This window comes from Streptomyces cathayae (genome assembly GCF_029760955.1).
In the GTDB taxonomy this organism is placed as follows: Bacteria; Actinomycetota; Actinomycetes; order Streptomycetales; family Streptomycetaceae; genus Streptomyces; species Streptomyces cathayae.
Map to the genome: position 1 here is coordinate 6,621,940 of NZ_CP121682.1, position 25,561 is coordinate 6,647,500.

A 25,561-nucleotide genomic window follows, 5' to 3' on the forward strand; every position below is an offset into this window, starting at 1 on the left:
CCGATGACGACGGGAAACCCGTCGGCCGGCGTGCCGGGTGCCGACGGCACGCAGGGCGTCGGGTGCCCGCAGGACGTCGACGGCCCGCTGCGGATCGTGCGGCTCGCGAACTTCGTCGCACCGGCCTCCGGCGGGCTGCGCACCGCGTTGCGGGAACTCGGCAGGGGCTACCGGGCGGCGGGGCACGAGCCCGTGCTCATCGTTCCCGGGGAGCGGGAGAGCGACCGGGAGACCGGGCAGGGGCGGGTGATCACCCTGCCGGGCCCGCTCCTGCCCGGCACCGGCGGCTACCGCGTCCTCACCGACAAGCGGCGGATCGCCGCCCTGCTGGAGGAACTCGCTCCCGACCGGCTCGAGGTGTCCGACCGTACGACCCTGCGCTGGACCGGCAGATGGGCGCGGCGGGCCCGGGTCCCCGCGGTCATGGTCTCCCACGAGACCGCCGACGGCGTGCTGCGCACCTGGGGGCTGCCGGAGGGGGCCGCGCGGCGTACCGCCGACGCCCTCAACGCCCGCACCGCCCACACCTACGCGCGGGTCGTGTGCACCACAGAGTTCGCCGAGCGGGAGTTCGCCAGGATCGGTGCCCGCAACGTCGTACGGGCACCGCTCGGCGTCGACCTGACGCAGAGGCATCCCTCGCTGCACGACCCCGCGCTGCGGGCCCGTCACGCGCGCGGGACGGAAACACTGCTGGTGACGTGTACCCGGCTGTCCGTGGAGAAGCGGCCCGGGACGGCGCTGGACGCGCTGGAGGCGCTGCTGCGGCGCGGGCGGCGGGCGGTACTGGTGGTGGCGGGGGACGGACCGCTGCGGCCGCGGCTCGAACAGCGCGCCCGGGAACGCGGACTGCCGGTCGTCTTCCTGGGCCACGTCCTCGACCGGATGCTCCTCGGGGTGCTCCAGGCATCCGCGGACGTGTGCCTGGCGCCGGGACCCGCGGAGACCTTCGGGCTCGCCGCGCTGGAGGCGATGGCGTGCGGCACCCCCGTGGTGGCGAGCACCTCGTCCGCGCTGCCGGAGGTGATCGGCTCCGCCGGGGCGGTCGCGGGGGACCGGGGGGAGTCGTTCGCGGACGCCGTCGAACTCCTGCTGGGACGGCCGGAGACGGAACGGCGCGCGGCCGCACGCGCGCGTGCGGAGTGCTTCGGGTGGGAAGCGGCCGTGACGGCGTTCCTCGACGCCCACGAGGCCCCGCGGACGGCCGCGCGGGAGGGCGAGCGGGAGGACACGGTGCCGGTCCGGCCCGTGCCCGCGGTACCGGGGGGCCCGAGATGAGACCCGTGCGGTTCGTGGCCCTCGGCGACTCGCTGACCGAGGGCATCGGGGACCGCACCGGTGACGGATGGCGGGGCTGGGCCGCGCTGCTCGCCGGGTCGCTGGGCGAGCAGCCCGTACGGTTCACCAACCTGGCGAGGAGCGGGGCGCAGACGCACGACGTGCTCGAAGACCAACTCCCCGGGGCACTGGCCCTGCGGCCCGACCTCGTGTCGGTCGTCGTCGGGGTCAACGACACCCTGCGCCAGGGCTTCGACATCCACGCCGTGGCCGGACGGCTGGACCAGGTGTACGCGGCCTGCGCGGCCCGGGGCGCCGTGCTGCTCACCGCGTGCCTGCCCGACCCCGGCGGCACCATGGGCCTGCCCGGAGCGCTGGCCAGGCCGCTCGCCCGCCGGCAGCGCGCGGTCAACACCGTCGTCCACGCGCTGTCCGACCGGTACGGCGCGGTGCACCTGCACGCGAGCGACGGTGACTGGGTCGCCGACCGTACGATGTGGAGCGCGGACCGGATGCACCCGGGCGAGCGGGGACACCGCCAACTGGCCGTGAGGTTCCACGCGCTGCTGGCGGAACGCGGTCTCGCCCCCGGACCCGCGCCCTCGCCCGAGCCGGAGTCCGCGGCACCCACCCTGACGGCGAGCCTGTGGTGGCTGGCCACCGCCGGCACCGGATGGGTGGCGCGCCGGTGCACCGACCTGCTGCCCCAGCTCCTCGCGCTCGCCGCCGACGACCTGCGGCACCGCGCGCGGGGGACGAGCGTCCGGCTCGACCTGCGGACCTCCGCCGCGGTGTCGGCGGCACTGGCCGCGCTGACGGCGGGGGAGTCCCCGCGGCTCCGGGGCGGCACACGGCAGTGAGGGGCGCCGTACGGCGCCCCGGAGCCCCTCCGGTGCGGTTCCGGCCGTGGCGCGGCCCGATGCGTACCGCGTCCGGAGCGAACCGGTGGTCAGCGGGCCCCGGCGGTCCCCGTGGGTCCGAACCGGTGTGACAACCGTGACACCGGGGCACATCTGCGTCGTTTGGGTTGTTGTCAGACCGAGGACCTAGTCTGTGCACCGTGACTTCACCTGCATCGACGGACAGTGCTCCGCCCCAGCTCAGCGCGGGCCCGCGGCCCGCGCCGGGCCCGGCGGCCGACGAGGGGCTGGCCCGGCGGCTGCGCGCCCTCGCCTGCACCGCGCCGCTGCACGACCTGGACGCCCGCAAGGTCAATCTGGCCGGAGAGTACTCGGTGTACGGCATGGCGGAGATCGCCCTGGCGGCCATCGACCTGGTCACGCTGAACATGGACTTCGACACCGGTGCCGACCATGACCATATAGTCGCCCGGCTCGTCCCGCGCATCGCCGCCCAGGCACCCCGCCGGCCGGTCGCCGAGCACGAGCGGGTGGCCCGCTGGGTCCTGGAGAACCTGATCAACGTCGGCAGCGTCGATCGCGGCTTCCGCGCGGTGTACGGAGTGTTCGGCGCGGACGGCAGCTATGTCCGCCGCGACTACGACTTCAAACTGATCGAGGAGGTCCCCGGCCCCGGCGGCACCGTCTACCTGCGGACCACGGACGAGGCGGTCAACGTCCTGGTCGGCGCCCTGGACACCGATGTCACCAGCGCCCAGATCGCCGCCGAGGTCAAACTCGAGGTGCTGATCAGCCGGGGCAGGCTCGCCGACGCCCAGCTCGCCGCCGAGCAGGCCCGCTACCGGACCGTGCAGTACTCCGAATCGCTGCGCCGCGCCCTGGACGCCACCCGGCGCAACGTACGCGCGGTGGACTGGCTGAGCGCTGTTCCCGACATGATCGCCGAGGCCCTGGACCACGTCGCGGACCGGTACCGCCACGAGAACGCGATCCTCACCAACATCCGCAAGGCCCGTGACGAATCGGAGGACCCCGAGCACAAACGCAGGGCCGCCGAGCTGGTGGACATCGTCAAGGACTGCATCCGTCGGCACACCCAGCTGCAGTCCCGGCTGCTGGAGGCCGGCCCGCTGTTCCGGGCCGAACAGGACCGGCAGGCCTTCGCCACGCCGGCCTCGGCCTCGGGCACCGACCTCTACGGACACCTCCTCTCCCCCCTGCTCCCGCTGCCCCTGGAGCAGGCGGTCCGGGTCACCGACGCCTTCTTCACCCGCGGCACCGGGCTGCGTACACCGGTGTCCGTCCGGGTCGCCGATCTCGTCGACATCCTGCTGACCCCGGCGGTGGAGCGGGAGCACCTGGGCGCCGAGATGCCGGAACCCGACCTGATCGCCACACCCGACGACAGCCGCTTCACCGAGAAGCAGCTGGCGGCCGCGACCACCCTGCTGGAACTGCCGGCCGACGCGCCCCGACGGCTGTCCGGACTGCTCGCCGAGGCTCGCGGCCAGGACCCCGAACTTCCGTACCTGGTGGCCCTGCTGGCGGTCCACGCGGCCAGCCCGCCGGTCGGCACCGCCTACCGTCAGGGCGAGCGGCGCCTGCTCTTCGCGGTGGACGACGGTGTGGAACTGGACGACCCCGAGTTCGGCGGCGCCGATCTCATCGTCGGTACGGCCCTGCTGGACGCGGCGGGAATGGCGGCGGACCGGACGGAGGCGGCCTGATGAGCGCTCCGCCGGACCGCGGGGAGCCGGCGGTGGCCGCAGGCCCCGGGCCGGCCGCCGGTACCGTCGCCGCCCCCGTCACCGTCGTTCGCCAGCGCGAGGAGGAACCGTGTCCGTGAACGAGCATGCCGAGTGGAGCGAGGCGGAGCCCTCCACCGCACCGGCCGTTGCCACCGTCACACCCGCCGACGCCGCCGACGCGGCGCGGCTCGTCGCCTTCGGCCTCCAGCCCAAGCTGCAGCCGGCCCGCGACCAGGAGTACGCGGACCTGCTGCGCCGCTACCGTGAGGACCCGCCGTTCGCGCGCCTCGCCGACGCCGTGGCCACCGGCCTCGGCCTGATCGTGCTCGAGGTGTCCCCGCGCGCGGGGATGGCCGTGACCGCCGCCGAGGACTCGGTGTTCGCCGTCCGCATGGGCGACTACGCGCGGCGGACCTCCGCCGACGGTGGCGACCGGTTCCTGCACGGGCTCGCCCACCTCGCCGTCGCCGTCATGGCCTTCCCGCGTCCCGAGGACCTCGCCGACGACGCCTACATCGGGCGGGTGACCGTCAACGGCGTCGACGCCTTCGTACGCCAGGCCTGCCACCGTCTGGAGGAGAGGGCCGCGGAACAGGGCGAGAACACCGACCCGGCCAGCGACGCCCCGGGGCTGGAGACGGCCTGGCGGATCTGGGCGAGACGCAGCGCGACCGGCGCGACCAAGGACGCACGCCGGCTCGCGGGTTCGACCACCGGCATCGTCGCCAAGGCCGTCACCTTCCTCACCGACTCCGGATTCCTGCAGCGCACCGGCGACGACCACGGCGGCACCTACCGCACGACGGCCCGCTACCAGCTCCAGGTGCGAGAGCTGGCGGGCGGTGCGGCCATGGCCGAACTGCTGGAACTGGGCATCGTCCCGGTCACCGACGGCACCCCGACCCTGCTGCCCGCGGACAGCGGTGAGGACCTGGAACTGGTGGCCGGCGCCGGTCTGCCGTTCCATTCCGCCTGAACCGGCCCCCGCCGCACGTCCTCGCCTCCGTCCCCGCCCCCGCCCCCGCTCCCCTTCCCGTCCCCGCCTCCGTTCACATTCCCCATTCCTGTCTCCGAACCACCCCGACCTGCCGAAGACTTCGAGAGTCCGCCATGTACGAGCTGTCCCGGGTCCGCCTCTACTCCATCGGGCCCGCCGGCGCGCGTTACGCCGACACCGTGCTCGACCTGCGCGGTGTCGGCGCGACCGTGCCCGAACCCGCGCCGACGCAGGCGGAGTTCTTCGCGGAGGAGCCGGTGGGCCCGCCCCGCCGGCCCGCGCCCGCCGGGGTGCTCTTCCTGGAGAACGGCGGCGGCAAGTCCGTCCTGCTGAAGCTGATCTTCTCCGTGATGCTCCCGGGCCACCGCAACACCCTCGGCGGCGCGAGTTCCGGCGTGCTGCGCAAGTTCCTGCTGGCCGACGACTGCGGACACGTGGCGCTGGAGTGGCAGCACGTGCTGACCGGCGAGTGCGTCGTCGTCGGCAAGGCCAGTGAATGGCGTGGCCGCCAGGTCTCCAACGACCCGAGGAAGTTCGCCGAGGCCTGGTACTCGCTGCGGCCCGGCCCGGGACTCGGCCTGGACAACCTCCCCGTCGCCGAGGCCACCGCCGTACGGCCGCCCGCCGACGGCCAGTCCGGCGCGAGGGGCCGCCGCCGCACCATGAAGGGCTTCCGGGACGCCCTCACCGAGGCAGGCCGGACGTATCCGCACCTGGAGGTGCACTGGGAGGAGACCCACGAGCGCTGGACCGAGCACCTCGGCGACCTGGGACTCGACCCCGAACTCTTCCGCTACCAGCGGGAGATGAACGCCGACGAGGGCGAGGCAGCCGGCCTCTTCGCGGTCAAGAAGGACTCGGACTTCACCGATCTGCTGCTGCGTGCCGTCACGGACACCCGGGACACCGACGGACTCGCCGACCTGGTCGGTGGCTTCGGCAACAAGCTGGGCCGACGCGCCGAGCTGATCGCCGAACGGGACTTCACCGCCGGGTCGGTCGAACTGCTCGGCAGGATCGTCGAAGCCGCCGGCGCCCGTACCCGGTCGCGGGAGATCCACACCGCGGCCGAGCGCCGCACCCGCACCCTGGCCCGCAGGCTCTCCGCGCGCGGCAACCAGGAACGCGTCCGCGCCGCCGACCTCGCGCAGCGCGTCACCGCCGCCGCCCACGCCGTCACCCAGGCCGGAACGGCACGCGAACACAGCGCACTGATCTCGGCGGAGATCGCCTACCGGCACGCCTCCCTGGCGCTCACCGCGGCCGAGAAGTCCGCCGCCGCCCAGAAACGGGAACTCGCCGACGCGCGCACCCTGTACTCGGCGTGGCAGGCCGCCGAGGCGGCGCTGCGCCACCGCGCCGCCGCCGACCGGGCGGCCAGGGTCTCGGCCGCGATCCAGGAGGCCGAGCGGGACGCGGCACCCGCGCTGGCCGCCCGCGCCAAGGCCGCCGTCGACCTCGTACGCGCCCTGCACACCGCCGCGCAGAACGCCGAGAACCTCGCCAACGAGCAGGAGGAGCGGTCCGCCGCCCTCCAGGAGGTCAGCGACGCCGCCCATCGCGACGCCACCGCCGCCGCCACCGGGGCACAGCGGGCCCGCAGCGAGATCGGTCACCTCAGACAGCGCCTCACCGAGGTCGAGCAGGAGACCGCCGAGGCCGTCCGGGCCGGCTGGCTCGACGACAGTGCCCCCGACGCCGACCCGGCCCGCGCCGCCCTCGCGGCCGGCGACGCGGAGAAGACCGCGGTCGCCGCCTGGGACTCGGCCCGCGAGGCGGCCCGCCGGGCGACCGAGCACGCGCGCGAGGCCGCCGCCACCCAGGCGCGCGCGGAACTCACCGCCGCCCGCGCGGCGGACGCGGCCACGGCGGCCGACCGCGCCCACGAGAGCGAACTGCGCACCGCACAGGCCCTGGCCGCCGAGGAACGGCCGGCCGAGCTGCTGGGCCTGACCGCCACCGACGCCCGCTCCTCGGTCCCGTGGCCCCGCCCCGACACGGACGCCGAACCAGGCGGCCGCCCCGCCGAAGGCGCCCTCACCGCCACCGAACTGGACCGCTTCGCCGACGACCTGTGCGAACTGCTCGACGACGCGGTCTCCTCCGCCGAACGCCAGTTGTTCGAGCTGCGCACCGCCGCCGCCGACGACGCCCGCATCCTCGGCGCCCTCGGAGACGGCGGACTGCTGCCGCCCGGCCCGGACGTGCTGGCCACGGTCGAGTACCTCGGTGAGCACGGCATCCCCGCCCTGCCCGGCTGGCGCTATCTCGCCCAGGCCGTGGACCCCGCCGACCACGCACGCGTGCTGGCCGCCCGTCCCGAACTGGTCGACGGTGTCGTCATCACCGACCCGGACTCCCACACCCGCGCCCGCGCGGCCCTGAGCGACGCGGCCCTGCTGCCCCGGTCCACCGTCGCCGTCGGCACGGCCGCCGCCCTGCTCGCGCCGGCCCCGGCGCAGGACGCGGACACCGGGGACGTCTTCCTCGTACCGCCGAACCCGGCCATGCACGACGAACACGCCGCCGACGAGGAGCGGCAGGCGCTGCGCGTCCGGGCGGCCGCGCGGGACGAAGAGATCCGTGCGCTGGCGGCGCGGCTCGCCAAGGACCGGGAGCTGGCCGCGCGGCTCACCTCCTGGCGTACCGGCTGCCCGCCCGGCCGGCTCGACGAACTGGCCCGCGCGGCGCACGATGCCCGCGCCTTCGCGGCGGAGTGCGAGGCGGAACTCGCCGAGGCACGCGCTCTGCGGGCGGAGGCCGAGGAGGCCGCAGCCGAGGCCGCCCGGGTGCGTGACGAGCGACAGGAGACCGCGCAGAAGGCCCGGCGCGCCGCAGACGCCCTCGCGGGACTCGCCTTCCGGCTGCGCGAGCGGGGCGGCTGGCAGACCACACTGCGGGAGCTGGCCGACGACGCCGCCGAGGCGGAGGCCGGCGCCCAGGCCTGCCTGGAGCGCGCGCGGGCCGCCGACGAGGACCGGCGCGGCGCGCAGCGGGCCGCCGACGACGCCCGGCGCACCGCGCGGGCGCTGCGCGCCGAGCGCGCCGAGATCGCCGGCGCCCCCGACGACGTGCCGGAGGACGGCACCGAGGCGCCGCAGATCTCCCTGCCCGCCCTGCGCGAGGCGTACCGGGCCGCCTCCCAGCTCTACGAGAAGGTCGGCGTCGGCGCCGACCTGCGCGCCGAGCAGGCCCGCGCCGAGAGCGACGAGAGCGCGGCACGCGCGGAGCTGGACCGGCTGAGCAACAAGGTCCGCACCCGTGCGGAGCAGTTGCTCCAGTCGCCCGAGGGTTCGGACGGTCCCAGTCGCCAGGCCGCCGCGGCCCGCGCCGAGGAGCTGGTGCAGCTCCTGGAGACCCGCATGTCGAGTGCGAGCGAGCAACTCGGACGGCTGCGCGGCGAGGCGGAGCGGCTCGCGCCCGAGGACGGCGAGGAACACACCGGGCTCCCCGAGGAGTCGGTGCCCCGTGACGCCGAGCACGCACAGGCGCTGCTGCGGACCGCCACGGCCGAACTGGCCTCCCGGACGGAGGAACTGGGCCGGACCGGGCAGGCCCACGGAGAACTCCTCGACGCGCACCGCGCCGCGGAGGACGCCGCCGGGGGGTTCGACGAGATCGCCGCCATGCTCCGCGACCTGCTGCGTGATCAGGCGTCCGAGGAGGAACCGGAGGGGCCCGAGCCCTACCCGGGCAGCTTGGCGGAGGCCCGCAGCTCCGCCGCGGAAGCCCGCCGGTCACTGCGGGGCTGCGCCGCCGATCTGTCCGCCACCGAGTCCGCGGTGCGCGAGGCGAGCGACATCCTCGTCCGGCACGCCAACTCCACCCGCTACGAGCAGGTCCGCACCCCCGCACGGCAGCAGATCCGCGAACTGCCCGCTTCCGCACTGCCCGAGCACGCCCACAAGTGGGCGGACGCCTTCGCGCCCCGGCTCAGGGTCCTCACCGACGAGCTCGAACAACTGGAACGCAACCGGGACTCGATCGTGGACCGGCTCAGAGGACTCGTCGAGTCGGCGCTCGCCACCCTGCGCTCCGCGCAGCGGCTGTCCCGGCTGCCCGAAGGGCTCGGCGAGTGGTCCGGACAGGAGTTCCTGCGCATCCGCTTCGAGGAACCCGACCAGGCGACCCTCACCGAACGGCTCGGTGAGGTCATCGACGAGGCGACCCGCGCGGCCGTGCGCAAGAACTCCGATCTGCGGCGCGACGGCATGTCCCTGCTGCTGCGCGGAGTCGCAGCCGCCCTCCGGCCCAAGGGCGTCGCCGTCGAGATCCTCAAGCCGGACGCCGTGCTGCGCGCCGAGCGGGTCCCCGTCGGGCAGATGGGCGATGTGTTCTCCGGAGGGCAGCTGCTCACCGCGGCCATCGCCCTGTACTGCACGATGGCCGCGCTGCGCTCCAACGACCGGGGCCGGGAGCGGCACCGGCACGCCGGCACGCTGTTCCTCGACAACCCCATCGGCCGCGCCAACGCCACCTACCTGCTGGAGCTCCAGCGGGCCGTCGCCGACGCGCTCGGTGTGCAGCTCCTCTACACCACCGGCCTGTTCGACACCACGGCACTGGCGGAGTTCCCGCTGGTCATCCGCCTGCGCAACGACGCCGACCTGAGGGCGGGCCTGAAGTACATCAGTGTCGAGGAGCACTTGCGGCCGGGCCTGCCCCAGGAAGCCACGGACGGGGAAGCCGTGCACAGCGAGATCACGGCCACCCGGATGTTCAAACGGCCCACCCCGGCGAACGGCTGACCAGGCCGTCTGAGCGAAGCGTCCGGGCCGTCCGGGCCATCCGGGTCAGGAGTGGGACAGCCGACCGGTCCCGCCCCGGCGGCGTATTCGTGCCTGCGCACGCTGGGCGGACCTCTCCCTGCGACGGGCCCGGCGCCGCTCGCGGCGCCGGGCCCGCGCGGTGCTGCTGGGTGAGGACACCACGCCGTTGCGCTGGTTCCAGACCTGGCGCGTCACCCACACGTCGAGGACCCCCCAGGTCGCCAGGATCGTGCTGACGACGCTGCTGATGACCATGGGGAAGGCCAGCCAGGACCCGGCCAGCGTGCACAGAAGGGCCACCATGGCCTGAATCAGTGTCAGCGCGACGATGAGCACGGCCCGTACGGCCGCCGTGCGCACCGGATCCGGCAGGCGGCGCCGCCGCGCGGGTTCCTCGACCCACAGCGGCCGGTAGTACGGCCGTGGGCGCGCGTCTGCCTCCGAGCGGACGTCCGCACCGGGTGCGCGGGCCGGTTCCCCGGGGCCGGCGCCGACCACCGCGGTCCCGGGCTCCGCCGCGGGGGCGCCGCGGTTCGGCACCTCGGTGTCCGGCCGCTTCGTCATCTGCGCCACCGCGGCGCCCTCGGGCGCCTCGTACCGCTCCGCCGTGCCCATCAACGTGTCAACTCCCCACCGCCGGCAGTCCGCCCGCTCGCGTCCGAAGACCCGGCTCCCCAACGACTGCCCGGCTTGCACTGATTTACGCCGCCCGGATGCGAGGCGCGGCTCCTGCGGCCGATTCCGCCCCCATCTCCCACAGAGAAGGACGAACGGCACGTCGCAAAGATTCCCGGACAAGGAAAGAAATCGGCCAACTGTACCCATCAGGGTCCGCAGGCCGGCACCCGGCCTCCCCTCGATCCGGGATGGAATCTCCCGTAATGCAGGGACAACTCGCCATGTCCCGCCGTCGGTACGGAAGTTCGGATTCCGGAGAACTCTTCGAGTCGGCCGCGGCTCGGTAGTAGGCTCGCGCCGTTTGTTGACACACATGTGTGCCCTCGGTCACCCGAGGGCGAGCTGGGGGAGGCCATGCGCTTTCGCGGGAAGTCCGTCCGCCGGAAGATCGTGGCGCTGCTTCTCGTGCCGCTGGTGTCCCTGACCGCGATCTGGGGCTTCGCCACGGTATTCACGGGACGGTCGGTCACTCAGCTGTTCCGGGTCTCCGCCGCGGTCGAGGACATCGGCCACCCGATCGAGAAAACCGTCCGCGTCCTCCAGCAGGAACGCCGCCAGACCCTCGTCCACCTCGCCGATCCGCGGGCCTCGGACACGCTCTCCGCGCTCCGCGCCACCCGCACGGCCACCGACGGCGCCATCGCCGAGGTCCGCAAGAACGCGGGCACCCCCGACGTCCGCGACGGGCTGAGTACGGGCGGCGAGGACCGGATCACCGCTGTCCTGGACGCGTTCGACGGCATCGACTCCCTGCGCGGCAGCGTCGAGCAGGGCACGATGAACCGCGCCGAGGCCCTCCACCAGTACAACCTTCTCGTGGACTCCTGCTACGCCCTCCTGACCTCCCTCGACGGCATCGACAACGTGGAGGTGGACGAGCAGGGCCGCGCCCTGCTCAACCTCAGCCGCGCCCGTGAACTCCTCGCCCGCGAGGACGCCCTGCTCGGCTCGGCCCTCGTCGTCGGCACACTGTCCCGCACAGAGGTACGCGACGTCTCCGACCTCGTGGCCCAGCGCACGCTGCTGTACGACATCGCTCTGCCGCAGTTGCCGGCCGCGGACCGGGGCCGCTACGAGAGCTTCTGGAGGAACGCGGCGTCCGCTCCGCTGCGCGTCGCCGAGGAGGCGGCCGTCTCCTCCGGCACCGGACCGCCTCGCGGAGTCACCGCGAAGAGCTGGGACACCGCCGCCGGCCATGTGCTCGAAGAACTCGGTACCCTCGACGACCAGGCCACCGACCGCTATCAGGACCGCGTCCAGCCGGTCGCCATGAGCGTCATCACCTGGGCCGTCCTCGTCGGCGTCCTCGGACTGGTCGCCGTCCTCGTCTCCCTCGTCCTGTCCGTGCGCATCGGCCGCGGCCTCATCCGTGATCTGCGGCAGTTACGTCTCGAGGCGCATGAGGCCTCCGGCGTGCGACTGCCCAGTGTGATGCGCCGTCTCTCGGCGGGCGAACAGGTCGACATCGAGACCGAGATCCCCCGCCTGGAGTACGACAGGAACGAGATGGGCGAGGTCGGCCAGGCCCTCAACACCCTGCAGCGCGCGGCCGTGGAGGCGGCCGTCAAACAGGCCGAACTGCGCTCCGGGGTCTCGGAGGTGTTCGTCAACCTCGCCCGCCGAAGCCAGGTTCTGCTGCACAAACAGCTCACCCTGCTGGACAGCATGGAGCGCCGGACCGAGGACACCGAGGAACTCGCCGACCTGTTCCGTCTGGACCATCTGACCACCCGCATGCGCCGGCACGCCGAGGGGCTGGTCATCCTCTCCGGGGCCGCGCCCTCCCGGCAGTGGCGCAAACCGGTCCAGCTCATGGACGTCGTGCGCGCCGCCGTCGCCGAGGTCGAGGACTACGAGCGCATCGAGGTCCGCAGACTGCCGCGGGTCGCCGTCACCGGCCCCGCCGTCGCCGACCTCACCCACCTGGTGGCCGAACTCCTGGAGAACGCCACGGTGTTCTCCCCACCGCACACCGCCGTCCAGGTCCTGGGCGAGCGTGTGGCCAACGGCTTCACCCTGGAGATCCACGACCGCGGTCTCGGCATGGCGGCCGAAGCGCTGCTGGATGCCAACCTGCGGCTCGCCGAGACCCCGGAGTTCGAACTCTCCGACACCGACCGGCTCGGACTGTTCGTGGTCAGCCGTCTCGCGCAGCGGCAGAACGTCCGGGTCTCCCTGCAGCCCTCCCCCTACGGCGGCACCACCGCGGTCGTCTTCATCCCGGACGCACTCCTGACGGACGACGTCCCGGACACCAACGGAGCCGGCTTCCGCCTCGACCGGCCCCGGCGCGCCAAGGAGAGGGAACCAGGGGAGAACCGTCGTCCCGCGCTGTCCCAGGTGCCCGTACAACGGCCCGGAGTGTCCGCCTCGCTGCTGGACGGACCGATCGAACTCGAGGGCCCCGTCGACCTGGACGCCCTCGACGACTACCCGGGGGCCCCGGCGGACGAGGACGGCGAACACAGCGGCCTGTTCCGCCCCCGGCGCTCCTCGGGCCGCACCGAGGACGAGCGGCCGGGCCCTCGGCGTGAGCTGCATCAGCGGGCTCCCGAGAACCGCGACGGACCGGACAGGGGCAGGGACAGGGACGGGCAGGCGAACGGCCCCGCTCCGCTGCCCCGCAGGGGAGTCCCCAAGCTGGTCAGTTCCCACGGCCGCCCGGTCGACGACGAGCACGTCCGCCGGGAGCGGACGGACCACGACACCGGCACCCCCTCTGCCCACCCGGGGCAGGAGCCCGCACCGCCGCCCCTGCCCGCCCGCCGACGGAGCACGGAGTCCCGCCCCGGCAGCACCCCACAGGAGGCAGGCGACCGGCCCGACCTTGGATCGCTGCCCCGACGGGTACGGCAGGCCAGCCTCGTCCCACAGCTCAGACGAAGCACGCGACCACGGAACGAGGAAAGATCCCAGCCCGTCGAACGGGACGCGGAGGAAGTGCGCAGCCGCATGGCCTCGCTCCAGCGCGGCTGGCAGCGCGGCCGCGACGAGAACGCCGAGGCCGACGACGGCCCCGGCGGGACAGCACCACGAGGAACGACCAAGAACGACTGAGGGGGACGGTCGATGACCGCACCGAACACGACCGGCCACGCCGAAGGCGGCAAGGGGGAGCTGAACTGGCTCCTCGACGACCTGGTGGACCGCGTCGCGAGCATACGGAAGGCCGTCGTGCTCTCCGGCGACGGCCTCGCCACGGGGGCGTCCGGGGGACTGACCCGCGAGGACAGCGAGCACCTCGCCGCCGTGGCCTCCGGGTTCCACAGCCTCGCCAAGGGGGTGGGCCGCCACTTCGAGGCAGGCGGTGTCCGACAGACCGTCGTCGAACTCGACGAGGCCTTCCTGTTCGTCACGGCCGCCGGAGACGGCAGCTGTCTCGCCGTCCTCGCCGACGCCGACTCGGACGTCGGACAGGTCGCCTACGAGATGACCCTTCTGGTGAAGCGGGTCGGCCCGCATCTGGACGCCGAACCACGCACCGATCTGCCTCCGGGTGGGTAGTGGGATGGCATGAGTGCTGACGGCGAGGGAAGAAGCCACTGGTTCGACGAGGAGGCCGGACCGGTCGTCCGTCCGTATGCCATGACGCGGGGCCGCACCTCGAGTGCGGCCCAGCACCGCCTCGACCTGATCGCGGTGGTCGTCGCCGAACCCGAAGCGGACGATCCCGAAGCGGACCCCACCCTCTCCCCGGAACACGTGGACATCGTCGGGCTGTGCCGTGACACGCCGCAGACCGTCGCCGAACTCGCCGCGGAACTCGACCTGCCCGTCGGAGTGGTACGCGTCCTCGTCGGAGATCTCGTCGACCTCGAATCCGTCCACGTGAACCGGCCGGTTCCCCCCGCCGAACTGCCGGACGAGAGTATTCTGCGCGATGTGATCAACGGCCTCCGAGCGCTGTGAGCGGCGCGGAAGCGGGGTACTGACATGGCAGGCTGGCAGTTCTGGGTGGACCGAGGCGGCACCTTCACCGACATCGTCGCGCGCCGCCCGGACGGGTCACTGCTCACCCGCAAACTCCTCTCGGACAACCCGGCCCTCGCGCCCTCCCGGCGTCGCCCCGGCGGGGCGGCCACCGCCACCGACGCGGCGGTCGCGGGCATCCGCGAACTGCTGGCCGGCTCCGGCGAACCCGTCGAATCCGTACGCATGGGTACCACGGTCGCCACCAACGCCCTCCTCGAGCGCACGGGCGAACGCACCCTCCTGGTCGTCACCCGCGGCTTCCGGGACGCCCTGCGCATCGCCTACCAGAACCGCCCCGCCCTCTTCGCCCGTCGCATCGAACTGCCCGAGCTGCTGTACGAACGGGTCCTCGAGGTGGACGAACGCATCGCCGCCGACGGCACCGTCCTGCGGGCCCCGGACCTGGACTCCCTGAGCGGGCCGCTGCGCCGGGCCCACGCCGACGGCATCCGGGCCGTCGCCGTGGTCTGCCTGCACAGCCATCGCCACCCCGCCCACGAGCAGGCGATCGGGGAACTCGCCGCCCGTATCGGCTTCCCGCAGATCTCGCTGTCCAGCGAGGTCAGCCCTCTGATGCGACTCGTCCCGCGCGGGGACACGGCCGTCGTCGACGCCTACCTCTCGCCCGTGCTGCGCCGCTACGTGCAGCACGTGGCCGACGAACTCGACGGGGTACGGCTGATGTTCATGCAGTCCAACGGAGGCCTCGCCGAAGCGGCGCAGTTCCGCGGCAAGGACGCCATCCTGTCCGGTCCGGCCGGCGGCATCGTCGGGATGGCCCGCATGTCGCAGCTCGCCGGCCACGACCGGGTCATCGGCTTCGACATGGGCGGAACCTCCACCGACGTCTCGCACTTCGCGGGGGAGTACGAACGCGTCTTCACCACCCGGATCTCCGGCGTACGGCTGCGCGCGCCCATGCTGGACATCCACACGGTCGCCGCCGGCGGCGGCTCGGTCCTCCACTTCGACGGCTCCCGCTACCGTGTGGGGCCCGACTCGGCGGGCGCCGACCCCGGCCCCGCCTGCTACCGGGCCGGCGGCCCGCTCGCCGTCACCGACGCCAACGTCATGCTCGGCCGCATCCAGCCCGACCACTTCCCGGCGGTCTTCGGCCCGAACGGCGACCAGCCCCTCGACACCGAACTCGTCCGGAACCGCTTCACCACCCTCGCGCGTGAGATCCGCGAACGGACCGGCGACGACCGCACCCCGGAACAGGTCGCCGAGGGCTATCTGCGGATCGCCGTCGCCAACATCGCCGCCGCGGTGAAGCGGATCTCCGTCCAGAAGGGCCACGACATCACCCGCTACGCCCTCACCACCTTCGGCGGTGCGGGCGGACAGCACGCGTGCATGGTCGCCGACTCCCTCGGTATCCGCACCGTCCTCGTGCCACCCGCGGCCGGTGTCCTCTCCGCACTCGGCATCGGCCTCGCCGACACCACGGCCATGCGCGAACGCTCCACCGAAGCACCCCTGGAGCCCGCCGCGATGCCCGGCGTCCACCGGACCGCGGACGACCTCGAAGCGGCGGCCCGCGCCGAACTCCTCGCCGAGGACGTCCCCGAGGACCGGATCGAGGTCACCCGTCGCGCCCAACTCCGCTACGACGGCACCGACACCGCCCTCACCGTCGAACTGACCGACGCCGACACCATGCGCAGCGCCTTCGAAGAACGTCATCGCGCCACGTACTCCTTCACGCTCGACCGCCCGATCGTCGTGGAGTCCCTCTCCGTCGAAGCCACCGGCATCACCGACCCCCCCGATCTCTCCACCCTCGCCCCCTACCGGGGCCGCCCCGCCACCGCGCGACCCGTCCGCCTCCACACCGGCGGCACCTGGCGCGACGTCCCCCTCCACCGCCGGGAGGACCTTCCTCCCGGCGAGACCGTCTCCGGCCCGGCGATCGTCACCGAGGCCGGCTCCACGACCGTCGTCGACGAAGGCTGGCGGGCCTCGCCGACCGAGCACGGGCATCTGGTCATGGAACGCGTCGCGGTGACGCAGAGTTCCGACCTGGACACGGAAGTGGACCCGGTTCTGCTCGAGGTCTTCAACAACCTCTTCATGTCCATCGCCGAACAGATGGGCGCCCGCCTCGAGTCCACCGCCCAGTCCGTCAACATCAAGGAGCGCCTGGACTTCTCCTGCGCCCTCTTCGACCCGGACGGGAACCTGGTGGCCAACGCCCCCCACATCCCCGTCCACCTGGGATCGATGGGCACCGGCGTCAAGGAGGTCATCCGGCGGCGCGGTGCCACCATGCGCCCGGGCGACACCTACGCCGTGAACGACCCGTACCACGGCGGCACTCATCTCCCCGACGTCACCGTGATCACCCCGGTCTTCGACACCGCGCCCCCCGCCACCGTGGACGGTGACCCCACGGAGGGCGACCGGAGGGTCCTCTTCCACGTCGCCTCGCGAGGCCATCACGCAGAGATCGGTGGCATCGCCCCGGGTTCCATGCCCGCCGACAGCCGCACCATCGACGAGGAGGGCGTCCTCTTCGACAACTGGCTCCTCGCCGAGAACGGCCGGTTCCGCGAGCGGGAGACACTCGGCCTCCTGACCGGAGCGCGGTATCCCTCCCGCAACCCGCAGACCAACCTCGCCGACCTGCGCGCCCAGATCGCCGCCAACCGGAAGGGCGTCGACGAGGTCGGCCGCATGATCGAGAACTTCGGCCTCGACGTGGTCCAGGCGTACATGCGGCACGTCCAGGACAACGCCGAGGACGCGGTACGGCGCGTCATCGACGCCCTCGACGACGGCGAGTACACCTACGAAACCGACTCGGGCGCCGCCATCCGCGTGAGCGTGCGCGTCGACCGAGAGAACCGCTCCGCGACCATCGACTTCACCGGCACCACGGCACAGCTCCCCACCAACTTCAACGCACCCTTCTCCGTCGTCAACGCGGCCGTCCTCTACGTCTTCCGGACCCTGGTCGCCGACGACATCCCGCTCAACGACGGCTGCCTGCGCCCGCTGCGCATCATCGTGCCGCCCGGCTCCATGCTGGCGCCCCGGCCCCCGGCAGCCGTCGTCGCGGGCAACGTGGAGACCTCCCAGAGCATCACCGGTGCCCTCTACGCGGCGCTCGGCATCCAGGCCGAGGGCTCCGGCACCATGAACAACGTCACCTTCGGCAATGCCCGCCACCAGTACTACGAGACCGTCGCCTCCGGCTCGGGCGCCGGAGAGGGCTTCCCCGGAGCGTCCGTCGTGCAGACCCACATGACCAACTCGCGGCTCACCGACCCCGAGGTCCTGGAGTGGCGGCTGCCCGTCCGCCTCGAGGAGTTCGCCGTGCGCGCGGGCAGCGGCGGCGAGGGACGGTGGCGCGGCGGGGACGGAGCGGTCCGCCGCATCCGGTTCCTGGAACCCATGACCGTCTCCACGCTGTCCCAGCACCGCAGGGTCCCTCCGTACGGCATGGCGGGCGGTGCGCCCGGTGCGCCCGGTGCCAACCGGGTCGACCACGCGGACGGCAGCGTCACCGAACTCGGCGGAAGCGACTCGGCGGACGTCCGCGCCGGCGACGTACTCGTCATCGAAACCCCCGGCGGCGGAGGATACGGTCCACCGCCCGACCCCCACCGAGCAGGAGAGAAGAACGATGATCTTCGGGCGTTCTGAGCGCGGCAAACCCCCGGTCGAGCCCGTCACGCTCAAGATCCTGGTGGCCGGTGGCTTCGGCGTGGGCAAGACCACGCTCGTCGGAGCGGTCAGCGAGATCAGGCCGCTGCGCACCGAGGAACTGCTCACCGAGGCGGGACGCCCGGTCGACGACCTCAGTGGTGTGGAGGCGAAGAACACCACCACCGTGGCCATGGACTTCGGCCGCATCACGCTCCGCGAGGATCTGGTGCTGTACCTCTTCGGGACTCCCGGCCAGGAGCGGTTCTGGTTCATGTGGGACGAGCTGGCCGAGGGTGCCCTCGGGGCTGTGGTGCTCGCCGACACCCGGCGGCTGGAGGACTGCTTCGCGGCCGTCGACTACTTCGAGCGGCGCTCCATACCGTTCCTCGTCGGCGTCAACTGCTTCGAGGGAGCCCCGCGTCACCCGGTCGAGGACGTCCGACGGGCCCTCGACCTCGACGCGCACGTACCGCTCGTGATGGGCGACGCCCGGGACCGCGAGTCGGTCAAGGAAGTGCTCATCGGTGTCGTCCAGCACGCCATGGCACAGGCGGCCCAGCGCCGCCGGACCGTCACCGTCTGAAGCGCACCCGGACGTGTCCCGTACCTCCCGCACACAGGGGGGGGGACAACGGGCCGACGGGCTGCTCCTCGAGACACTCCGAAGACACCCCCGCCGTGATCGGCTACAGTCCGCCCGTGCCCAGAAACCGAACCCCCGGCCCGGACCTCGCCCCCGTGCCGGACTCCCACTGTTCGAGCTGCGGCACGTCCTTCGGCGCGGGCGTCTCCGGCTGGCCCCGGCGCTGCCCGGCATGCGGTGCCGTCGCCTATCGCAACCCGCTGCCGGTCGCGGTCGCCCTCCAGCCCGTGTACGACGCGAAGGGCACCGCCCTGGTCGTCATCACCCGCTCCATCGCCCCCGCGCGCGGAGGCACGGCCCTGCCCGGCGGGTACATCGACGACCGGGAGGACTGGCGCCAGGCCGTCGTACGCGAACTCCGTGAGGAGACCGGCATCGACGCGACGAGCCGGGAGGTGCGGCTCGCGGACGCCATGAGTGCGCCCGACGGACACCTCCTGCTGTTCGGTCTTCTCCCGGAACGTCCCGCGGAAGGCCTGCCGGCCTTCGCCGCCACGGACGAGACGGAAGGCCGGCACCTGCTGCGCCGCGCGGAGGAGCTCGCCTTCCCGCTGCACACGCGGGCCGCGCGGGCCTGGTTCGAGGGCCGGTACATCTGACGTCGGCCCGCCCCGGCACGGCTCAGCGCGGCCCGAGCCCGCGCACCCGCACCGGGTAGGGCGACTCGCGGGCGCCGCCCTTCCCCTCCCGCTCGACGACGATCCGGGCTCCCGCCCAGCGGACGCCGTACCGCTCGATCTCCGGCTCCTCCCAGCCGTCGCCGACATCCGCGACGACCGTCCCGCCCCCGGTCCGCCCCCGCACGGGCGCCCACACCTCCAGCTCCAGCCCCCCGTCCTGCCCGCGCACGGGAATCACGGCGCCCGCACGGGCGAACACCGGAATGCGGTCCAGGGGCGCGTCGACCAGCACCTGGGCGGGCCCGTCGTACGCCCGTCCCGTAGCCGACTCGTACCAACGCCCGCCGGGCAGCCGCACCGTACGCCGTTCCACCCCCGGCACCAGCACCGGTGCCACCAGCAGACAGTCACCGAGCAGGAAGGTGTCCCCGCAGTCGCGCAACGCGCGCTCCTCCGGCGCCGACCACCACAGCGGCCGCACACAGGGAGCCCCGGTGTGCCGGGCCAGATGGGCCAGCGTCACGAAGTACGGTTGCAGCCGGCGACGCCCGACGAGGGCCGCGCGCGCGTGCCGCACCACCTCGGCACCGAACTCCCACGGCTCCCTGTTCCCCGCCCCCGCGTGCGTGCGGAACAGCGGCAGATGGGCACCCAGCTGGAGCCACCGCAGATACAGCTCTGCGGACGCGTCCCCGTCGACCCCGCCGACGTCCGGCCCCGCATACGGGACACCGCACAACCCGAGCCCCATCACCAGGGCGAGGGAGGCCCGCAGCCCGGGCCAGCCTGTGGCCACCTCCCCCGACCACGTCCCTCCGTAGCGCTGCATCCCGGCCCACCCCGAACGCGAGAACACGAACGGCCGCTCCTGCGGCACCAGCGTCCGCAGCCCCTCGTAGGCCGCCCTGGCCATGCACAGCGCGTACACGTTGTGCGCCTCACGATGATCGCCGCCCCGCCCGTCCAGGGCGTGCCGTGCCGAACGGGGAAGCGTCGGCTCCCCGAACGCGGTGAACGACGTCGGCTCGTTCAGGTCGTGCCAGAAACCCGCGAAACCCTGCTCCAGCCGCTCCGTGTACAGACCGCCCCACCACCGGCGCACGCGCGCGTGGGTGAAGTCCGGGAACACCACGTCTCCGGACCAGGAGACGCCCTGAACGACCTCTCCCGAGGCGCCCCGCACGAACGCCTCCTGCGCCGCACCCGAGTCGTGCACGGCGTCGCCGCCCTCGGCGGCGACCGCCGGGCCGATGGCCGACACCAGCCGGATCCCGTCCCGCCGCAGCTCGTCGGCGAGCGCCGGCAGCCTCGGGAACCGCTCCCGGTCGACGGTGAACACCCGGTGCGCGTCGTGGTGGTCGACGCCCAGATGGACGGCGTCGAGCGGCAACCCGTGCTCCCGGTAGCGGGCGACGGTCCGCCGCACCTCCTGCTCGCCGCCCCGGCCCCACCGCGCGTGATGGTGGCCGAGCGCCCACGCGGGCGGCAGCGCGGGCGCACCGGTCAGCGAACCCCAGGCGAGCAGCACCCGTGCGGGGGTGCCCACCATCACCCAGCAGCGCAGCGGGCCCCCGTCCATCCGCAGCGTGCTCGTCCCGGTCCGGTCGTGCCCGGAGCCGGCGCCCTCCGCGCCCTCCCGCAGGGTCACCGTGCCGTCCCACGAACTGTCGTGGAACGCGAGATGCGTGCCCGCGTCGGCCACCACCAGCTGCACCGGCATCGTGATGGGGCGCGGATCGTCACCGGGCCCGACAGCGCGACCGGGGCCCGTGTTCCACAACCGGTAGGTGCCGTCCCGCAGCCCCGGCCCGAAAGCGCGCCCCCCGAGCCCGAAGAACCGGGCGTCCGCCCGCACCTCCGACCGCTGCATCCAGCGCGCGGTGCCCCCTCCTGTCGGCTCCCACCAGCGCGGCGGCAGATCACGCCGCAGCACCACGCCTCCCGGGGTGAGCACCTCCACCGAGCCGAGCCGTGAGACGGCGACCGTCACCCGCTCGGCGACCACACGCCAGCCGCCGTCCGTGTCAGGCTCCAGCACCGCCCGCGGATCCGGATCGGGACAGCGGCCGGCCAGCGCGTACGACGGCTCGGGAGCTGCCCCGTCCCAGCCGCAGAAGACGGCGCCGTTCACGGCGACGAGGATCCGCAGCTCGGAGCGGCTGAACCGGACGACACCGCCCCCGGGCCCGGGCTCCACCTCCCGCACCTGTCCGGGCGTCCGTGCGCGCTCCGTCCCCCGGGGCGGCAGCCCGGCGGCGTCGGCCCGTCGCCTGCGCCACGCCGCCCGTACGGTACGCAACCCCCGTGCCGCGCCCACCGAACCGACCGATCTCACCGAACGCACCAGGCCACGACCGTCCATGGTGCTCACCCTGCCATTGCGTGCACGTCACACGGGTGTCGTTCAACTGCCGTTCACCCATGATCGGGTCACATCTTCACGACACGGGTCGCGGGGGCGCACCCTGGTTCCGAAGACGATCACATGGCATCGTTCCTGTCAGCCGCGTCACGCGCACACCCCAGCCCGTGCGCGCAGGACGCACACGACGCGCACAGTCCGGGAGCCGACCATGTCGACCGAGAACCCCCAGCCGCTCTGGCAGCCTGATCCACAGCGCATCGCCCGGGCCAGGATCACCACGTTCCAGGCATGGGCCGCCGAGCGGCACGGTGCCCCCGCCGAGGGCGGTTACGCGGCACTGCACCGCTGGTCCGTGGACGAGCCGGAAACCTTCTGGAAGGCCGTCACGGAGTGGTTCGACGTCCGCTTCTCGACCCCCTACGCACGCGTGCTGGGCGACCGCTCGATGCCCGGCGCCCAGTGGTTCCCCGGTGCCACCCTCAACTACGCCGAACACGCCCTCCGCGCGGCGGCCGCCCGCGCGGACGAGCCGGCGCTCCTGCACGTCGACGAGACCCATGACCCCAGGCCCGTCACCTGGGCCGAGCTGCGCCGCCGGGTCGGCTCCCTCGCCGCCGAGCTGCGCGCCCTGGGCGTACGTCCCGGAGACCGCGTCAGCGGCTACCTCCCCAACATCCCGCAGGCCGTCGTCGCCTTCCTGGCCACCGCGGCGGTGGGCGGCGTGTGGACCTCCTGCGCACCCGATTTCGGCGCCCGCAGCGTGCTCGACCGTTTCCAGCAGGTCGAACCGGTCGTCCTGTTCACCGTCGACGGATACCGCTACGGCGGAAAGGAGCACGACCGCCGCGACGTCGTCGCCGAACTCCGCCGTGAACTGCCCACCCTGCGTGCGGTCGTGCACATCCCCCTGCTCGGGACCGACGCCCCCGACGGAGCGCTGGACTGGTCGGCCCTGACCTCCGCGGACACCGAACCGGTCTTCGAGCAGGTGCCTTTCGAGCATCCGTTGTGGGTGCTCTACTCGTCCGGTACCACCGGACTGCCGAAGGCGATCGTCCAGTCCCAGGGCGGCATCCTGGTCGAACACCTCAAGCAGCTCGGACTGCACTGCGACCTGGGTCCGGAGGACCGTTTCTTCTGGTACACGTCGACCGGCTGGATGATGTGGAACTTCCTCGTCTCCGGCCTCCTCACCGGAACGACGATCGTCCTGTACGACGGCAGTCCCGGCTACCCGGACACGGGCGCCCAGTGGCGGATCGCCGAACGCACCGGCGCCACCTTCTACGGCACCTCCGCCGCGTACGTCATGGCCTGCCGCAAGGCCGACGTGCACCCCGCCCGCGACTTCGACCTCTCCGCGGTGCAGTGCGTCGCCACCACCGGCTCCCCCCTGCCGCCCGACGGCTTCCGCTGGCTGCACGACGAGTTCGCCGAGAGCGGGGCCGACCTGTGGATCGCCTCCGTCAGCGGCGGTACGGACGTCTGCTCCTGCTTCGCGGGAGCCGTACCCACCCTCCCCGTGTACATCGGCGAGCTGCAGGCACCCGGTCTGGGCACCGACCTGCAGTCCTGGGACCCGAGCGGCACACCCCTGACCGACGAGGTCGGCGAACTCGTGGTCACCCACCCGATGCCGTCCATGCCGATCCACTTCTGGAACGACCCCGACGGCAGCCGCTACCACGACAGTTACTTCGACACCTACCCCGGCGTGTGGCGGCACGGCGACTGGATCACCCTCACCTCGCGCGGTTCCGTCGTCATCCACGGCCGCTCCGACTCCACGCTCAACCGCCAGGGCGTCCGCATGGGATCGGCGGACATCTACGAGGCCGTCGAACGTCTTCCTCAGATCAAGGAATCCCTCGTCATCGGCGTCGAACAGCCCGACGGCGGCTACTGGATGCCCCTGTTCGTGCACCTGACACCGGGCACCGTGCTCGACGAGGACCTGAAGGGACTCATCCGGCGGACCATCCGTGAGCAACTGTCGCCACGCCACGTCCCGGACGAGATCATCGAGGTCCCCGGGGTGCCGCACACCCTGACCGGCAAGCGCATCGAGGTCCCGGTCAAACGCCTCCTCCAGGGCACGCCGCTGGAGAAGGCGGTCAACCCGGGGTCCGTCGACGACCTGGCCCTGCTCACGTTCTACGAGGACCTGGCCCGCCGACGCACCTGACCCTCCCCGGACGAGGACCGGCCGGTCACCCGGCCGGCCCGTCGCCACCCACCGTCACCGCCGTACGCCGCTGTCAGTGCTCCCGGTTACTGTGAGTGAGTACTGATCGACTGTGCAGGGGGAGACATGACGTACACCGACCACCGAACCGTCCGACGTGTCCTGCGCCGGGAAATCGCGGGCACCATCGGGGTGCTGACGGACGAGCACGACTTCCGTGCCATGCGGCACTACCGAAGCTTCGTCTTCGACGACCACGCCGTGTACCTCGAACAGATGGAGGCCGTCCTCAGGACACGTGCCCTGCAGGGCGACCACACGACACTGGCCCTCTTCGACCCCGAGGAGTACGCGGCATTCTGCGCGCGCTCGGGCCTCGACCCCGACCGCCGCACCAGCCGCACCCGCTTCACCGCCGAACTCGCGGCCACCGGACCCACCGTCCCCTACGAGGGACAGCCGTTGGCCGACCTCCTGCCCGCCCTCGTCGACGAGGCGGTCCGCCGGGCGACCTGGGAGTACGCGACCACCCTCCTCGCCCGCCTCGGCGCCTGCGCCTCGTGTGGTGAGGACCTGGGCCGCGAGGCCTTCGCCCGCGCCTCCCAGCTGATCGTCCGCATCCTCGACACCGCGGGACCCGGCAACCGGCACCTCGTCTGCAGTGTCTCCGGACCGCCCCAGACCTTGGTCGCCGTCCTGCACGCCGACGACAACGACGGACATATGGAGCTGGACGACGCCGAGCTCCTCGAATTCACCACGGTGCTGGCAGTCGGCCTCGCCACCGGCAGCCCGGGCGGACTCGTCATGCGGACCACCGCACCAGGCACCGCCGACCGCATCCACGGCTGGCGGCTGCGCGCCCACGGCCTCGAACCCCTCACCGCGGGAGAGGTCTTCGACGCCTACTGCACCGACGTGGAATCCGGAGACCTCATCTCACCCGAGTCCAACGTCGACTACTGCGAGCCGCCCGACCTCGCGGACGGGAGCCCGGGCCCGACCCACCGCCACTGAACACGAACGGAAAACGCAAAAGGGGATCGGAGGATCGGAGGGAAGGAAAAGGGGCGCCCCAGCACCTGGAGCGCCCCTCACGAAGAGCGGGCCGGCCGATCTACCTGCCTGCCCGGCCGGCTACTCGCCCGACAGCACTGCCTGAGCGGCCCTGCGGGCCTCTTCGGCGCTGTCGGTCGCGCGAGCCGCCGCCGCGGCCCGCTCGCACTGAGCCAGCGTGAACTTCGCCAGCGCCGCCCGTACATAAGGGATGGACGCCGCGCCCATGGAGAGGGAGGTGACACCCAGACCGGTCAGCACCGAAGCGAGCAGCGGGTCGGAAGCGGCCTCACCGCAGACACCGCAGCTCTTGCCCTCGGCCTTCGCCGCCTCGGCGGACAGCGCCACCAGGTCGAGCAGCGCGGGCTGCCACGGATCCTGCAGCCGGGACACCGCGCCCACCTGACGGTCCGCGGCGAACGTGTACTGCGCGAGGTCATTCGTCCCCAGGGAAAGGAACTCGACCTCCTGCAGGATCGAGCGCGCACGCAACGCGGCCGACGGAATCTCGACCATCGCACCGAACTTCGCACGCAGGCCCGCCTCACGGCACGCGTCGGCGAAAGCCTTGGCGTCGGTACGGTCCGCCACCATCGGGGCCATCACCTCGAGCTGGACGGACAACCCCTCCGCGGCCTTGGCCAGCGCCGACAGCTGGGTACGCAGTACCTCCGGGTGGTCGAGCAGCGACCGCAGACCACGCACACCCAGCGCCGGGTTCGGCTCATCGGCCGGGGTG

The 25,561-nt window shown here is 73.0% G+C and carries 16 protein-coding genes (1 of these 16 cut by a window edge); 13 read left to right on the plus strand and 3 right to left on the minus strand.

Annotated features, from left to right (window positions below; genetic code table 11):
• The first annotated feature begins 3 nt into the window (after positions 1-3).
• The 5 genes from PYS65_RS30290 (at position 4) to PYS65_RS30310 (ending at position 9,631) form a co-directional block, all read left to right on the plus strand.
• Positions 4-1,278 carry a glycosyltransferase gene (locus tag PYS65_RS30290; RefSeq protein ID WP_279337115.1) on the plus strand — a complete coding sequence of 425 codons (1,275 nt, stop codon included), beginning with the start codon at positions 4-6 and terminating at the stop codon, positions 1,276-1,278.
• Positions 1,275-2,138 (plus strand): SGNH/GDSL hydrolase family protein, encoded by an 864-nt coding sequence (locus PYS65_RS30295; RefSeq protein ID WP_279337116.1) that lies wholly within the window; start codon positions 1,275-1,277, stop codon positions 2,136-2,138. The genes PYS65_RS30290 and PYS65_RS30295 overlap by 4 nt, the downstream gene beginning before the upstream one ends.
• A 200-nt stretch (positions 2,139-2,338) precedes the next feature.
• Positions 2,339-3,865, plus strand: coding sequence for a hypothetical protein (locus tag PYS65_RS30300; protein ID WP_279337117.1), 1,527 nt, complete (start codon positions 2,339-2,341; stop codon positions 3,863-3,865).
• Between the two features lie 115 nt (positions 3,866-3,980).
• Positions 3,981-4,862 (plus strand): hypothetical protein, encoded by an 882-nt coding sequence (locus PYS65_RS30305; protein ID WP_279337118.1) that lies wholly within the window; start codon positions 3,981-3,983, stop codon positions 4,860-4,862.
• A 134-nt stretch (positions 4,863-4,996) separates the two neighbouring features.
• Entirely contained in the window at positions 4,997-9,631 is a 4,635-nt protein-coding gene (locus PYS65_RS30310) for a hypothetical protein (protein ID WP_279337119.1), read from the plus strand.
• A 45-nt stretch (positions 9,632-9,676) separates the two neighbouring features.
• Here PYS65_RS30310 and PYS65_RS30315 read toward each other — a convergent pair whose 3' ends face one another.
• Positions 9,677-10,267, minus strand: coding sequence for a hypothetical protein (locus PYS65_RS30315; RefSeq protein WP_279337120.1), 591 nt, complete (start codon positions 10,265-10,267; stop codon positions 9,677-9,679).
• A gap of 417 nt (positions 10,268-10,684) precedes the next feature.
• On the opposite strand from PYS65_RS30315, the gene PYS65_RS30320 reads away from it, so the two are divergent.
• The 6 genes from PYS65_RS30320 (at position 10,685) to PYS65_RS30345 (ending at position 19,195) form a co-directional block, all read left to right on the plus strand.
• The gene (locus PYS65_RS30320) at positions 10,685-13,387 is read left to right on the plus strand and encodes a nitrate- and nitrite sensing domain-containing protein (RefSeq protein ID WP_279337121.1); all 2,703 of its coding nucleotides are present in this window, start codon (positions 10,685-10,687) and stop codon (positions 13,385-13,387) included.
• A gap of 12 nt (positions 13,388-13,399) precedes the next feature.
• On the plus strand, positions 13,400-13,834 hold the full coding sequence (locus tag PYS65_RS30325) for a roadblock/LC7 domain-containing protein (RefSeq protein WP_279337122.1): 435 nt from the start codon (positions 13,400-13,402) through the stop codon (positions 13,832-13,834).
• A gap of 9 nt (positions 13,835-13,843) precedes the next feature.
• Positions 13,844-14,239, plus strand: a complete 396-nt coding sequence (locus PYS65_RS30330) for a DUF742 domain-containing protein (protein ID WP_279337123.1) — start codon at positions 13,844-13,846, stop codon at positions 14,237-14,239.
• A gap of 24 nt (positions 14,240-14,263) precedes the next feature.
• Positions 14,264-17,950, plus strand: coding sequence for a hydantoinase B/oxoprolinase family protein (locus PYS65_RS30335; protein ID WP_279337124.1), 3,687 nt, complete (start codon positions 14,264-14,266; stop codon positions 17,948-17,950).
• The gene (locus PYS65_RS30340; RefSeq protein ID WP_279337125.1) at positions 17,931-18,536 is read left to right on the plus strand and encodes a GTP-binding protein; all 606 of its coding nucleotides are present in this window, start codon (positions 17,931-17,933) and stop codon (positions 18,534-18,536) included. Before PYS65_RS30335 ends, PYS65_RS30340 begins: the two co-directional genes overlap by 20 nt.
• Positions 18,537-18,652: 116 nt before the next feature.
• Entirely contained in the window at positions 18,653-19,195 is a 543-nt protein-coding gene (locus tag PYS65_RS30345) for an NUDIX domain-containing protein (protein WP_279337126.1), read from the plus strand.
• 22 nt (positions 19,196-19,217) lie between these two features.
• Here PYS65_RS30345 and PYS65_RS30350 read toward each other — a convergent pair whose 3' ends face one another.
• Complete coding sequence (locus PYS65_RS30350) at positions 19,218-21,578, minus strand: glycoside hydrolase family 31 protein (protein ID WP_279337127.1); 2,361 nt, start codon at positions 21,576-21,578, stop codon at positions 19,218-19,220.
• A 211-nt stretch (positions 21,579-21,789) separates the two neighbouring features.
• On the opposite strand from PYS65_RS30350, the gene PYS65_RS30355 reads away from it, so the two are divergent.
• Both PYS65_RS30355 and PYS65_RS30360 read left to right on the plus strand, forming a co-directional pair.
• Complete coding sequence (locus tag PYS65_RS30355; RefSeq protein ID WP_279337129.1) at positions 21,790-23,766, plus strand: acetoacetate--CoA ligase; 1,977 nt, start codon at positions 21,790-21,792, stop codon at positions 23,764-23,766.
• Positions 23,767-23,892: 126 nt separating this feature from the next.
• Positions 23,893-24,783 (plus strand): hypothetical protein, encoded by an 891-nt coding sequence (locus PYS65_RS30360; RefSeq protein WP_279337130.1) that lies wholly within the window; start codon positions 23,893-23,895, stop codon positions 24,781-24,783.
• A 120-nt stretch (positions 24,784-24,903) separates the two neighbouring features.
• Here PYS65_RS30360 and ptsP read toward each other — a convergent pair whose 3' ends face one another.
• On the minus strand, positions 24,904-25,561 hold the final stretch of the coding sequence (gene ptsP / locus PYS65_RS30365) for a phosphoenolpyruvate--protein phosphotransferase (protein ID WP_279337131.1). It continues 1,013 nt past the right edge of the window; 658 of the gene's 1,671 nt are visible here — the last part of the coding sequence; the start codon falls outside the window, past its right edge; the stop codon is at positions 24,904-24,906.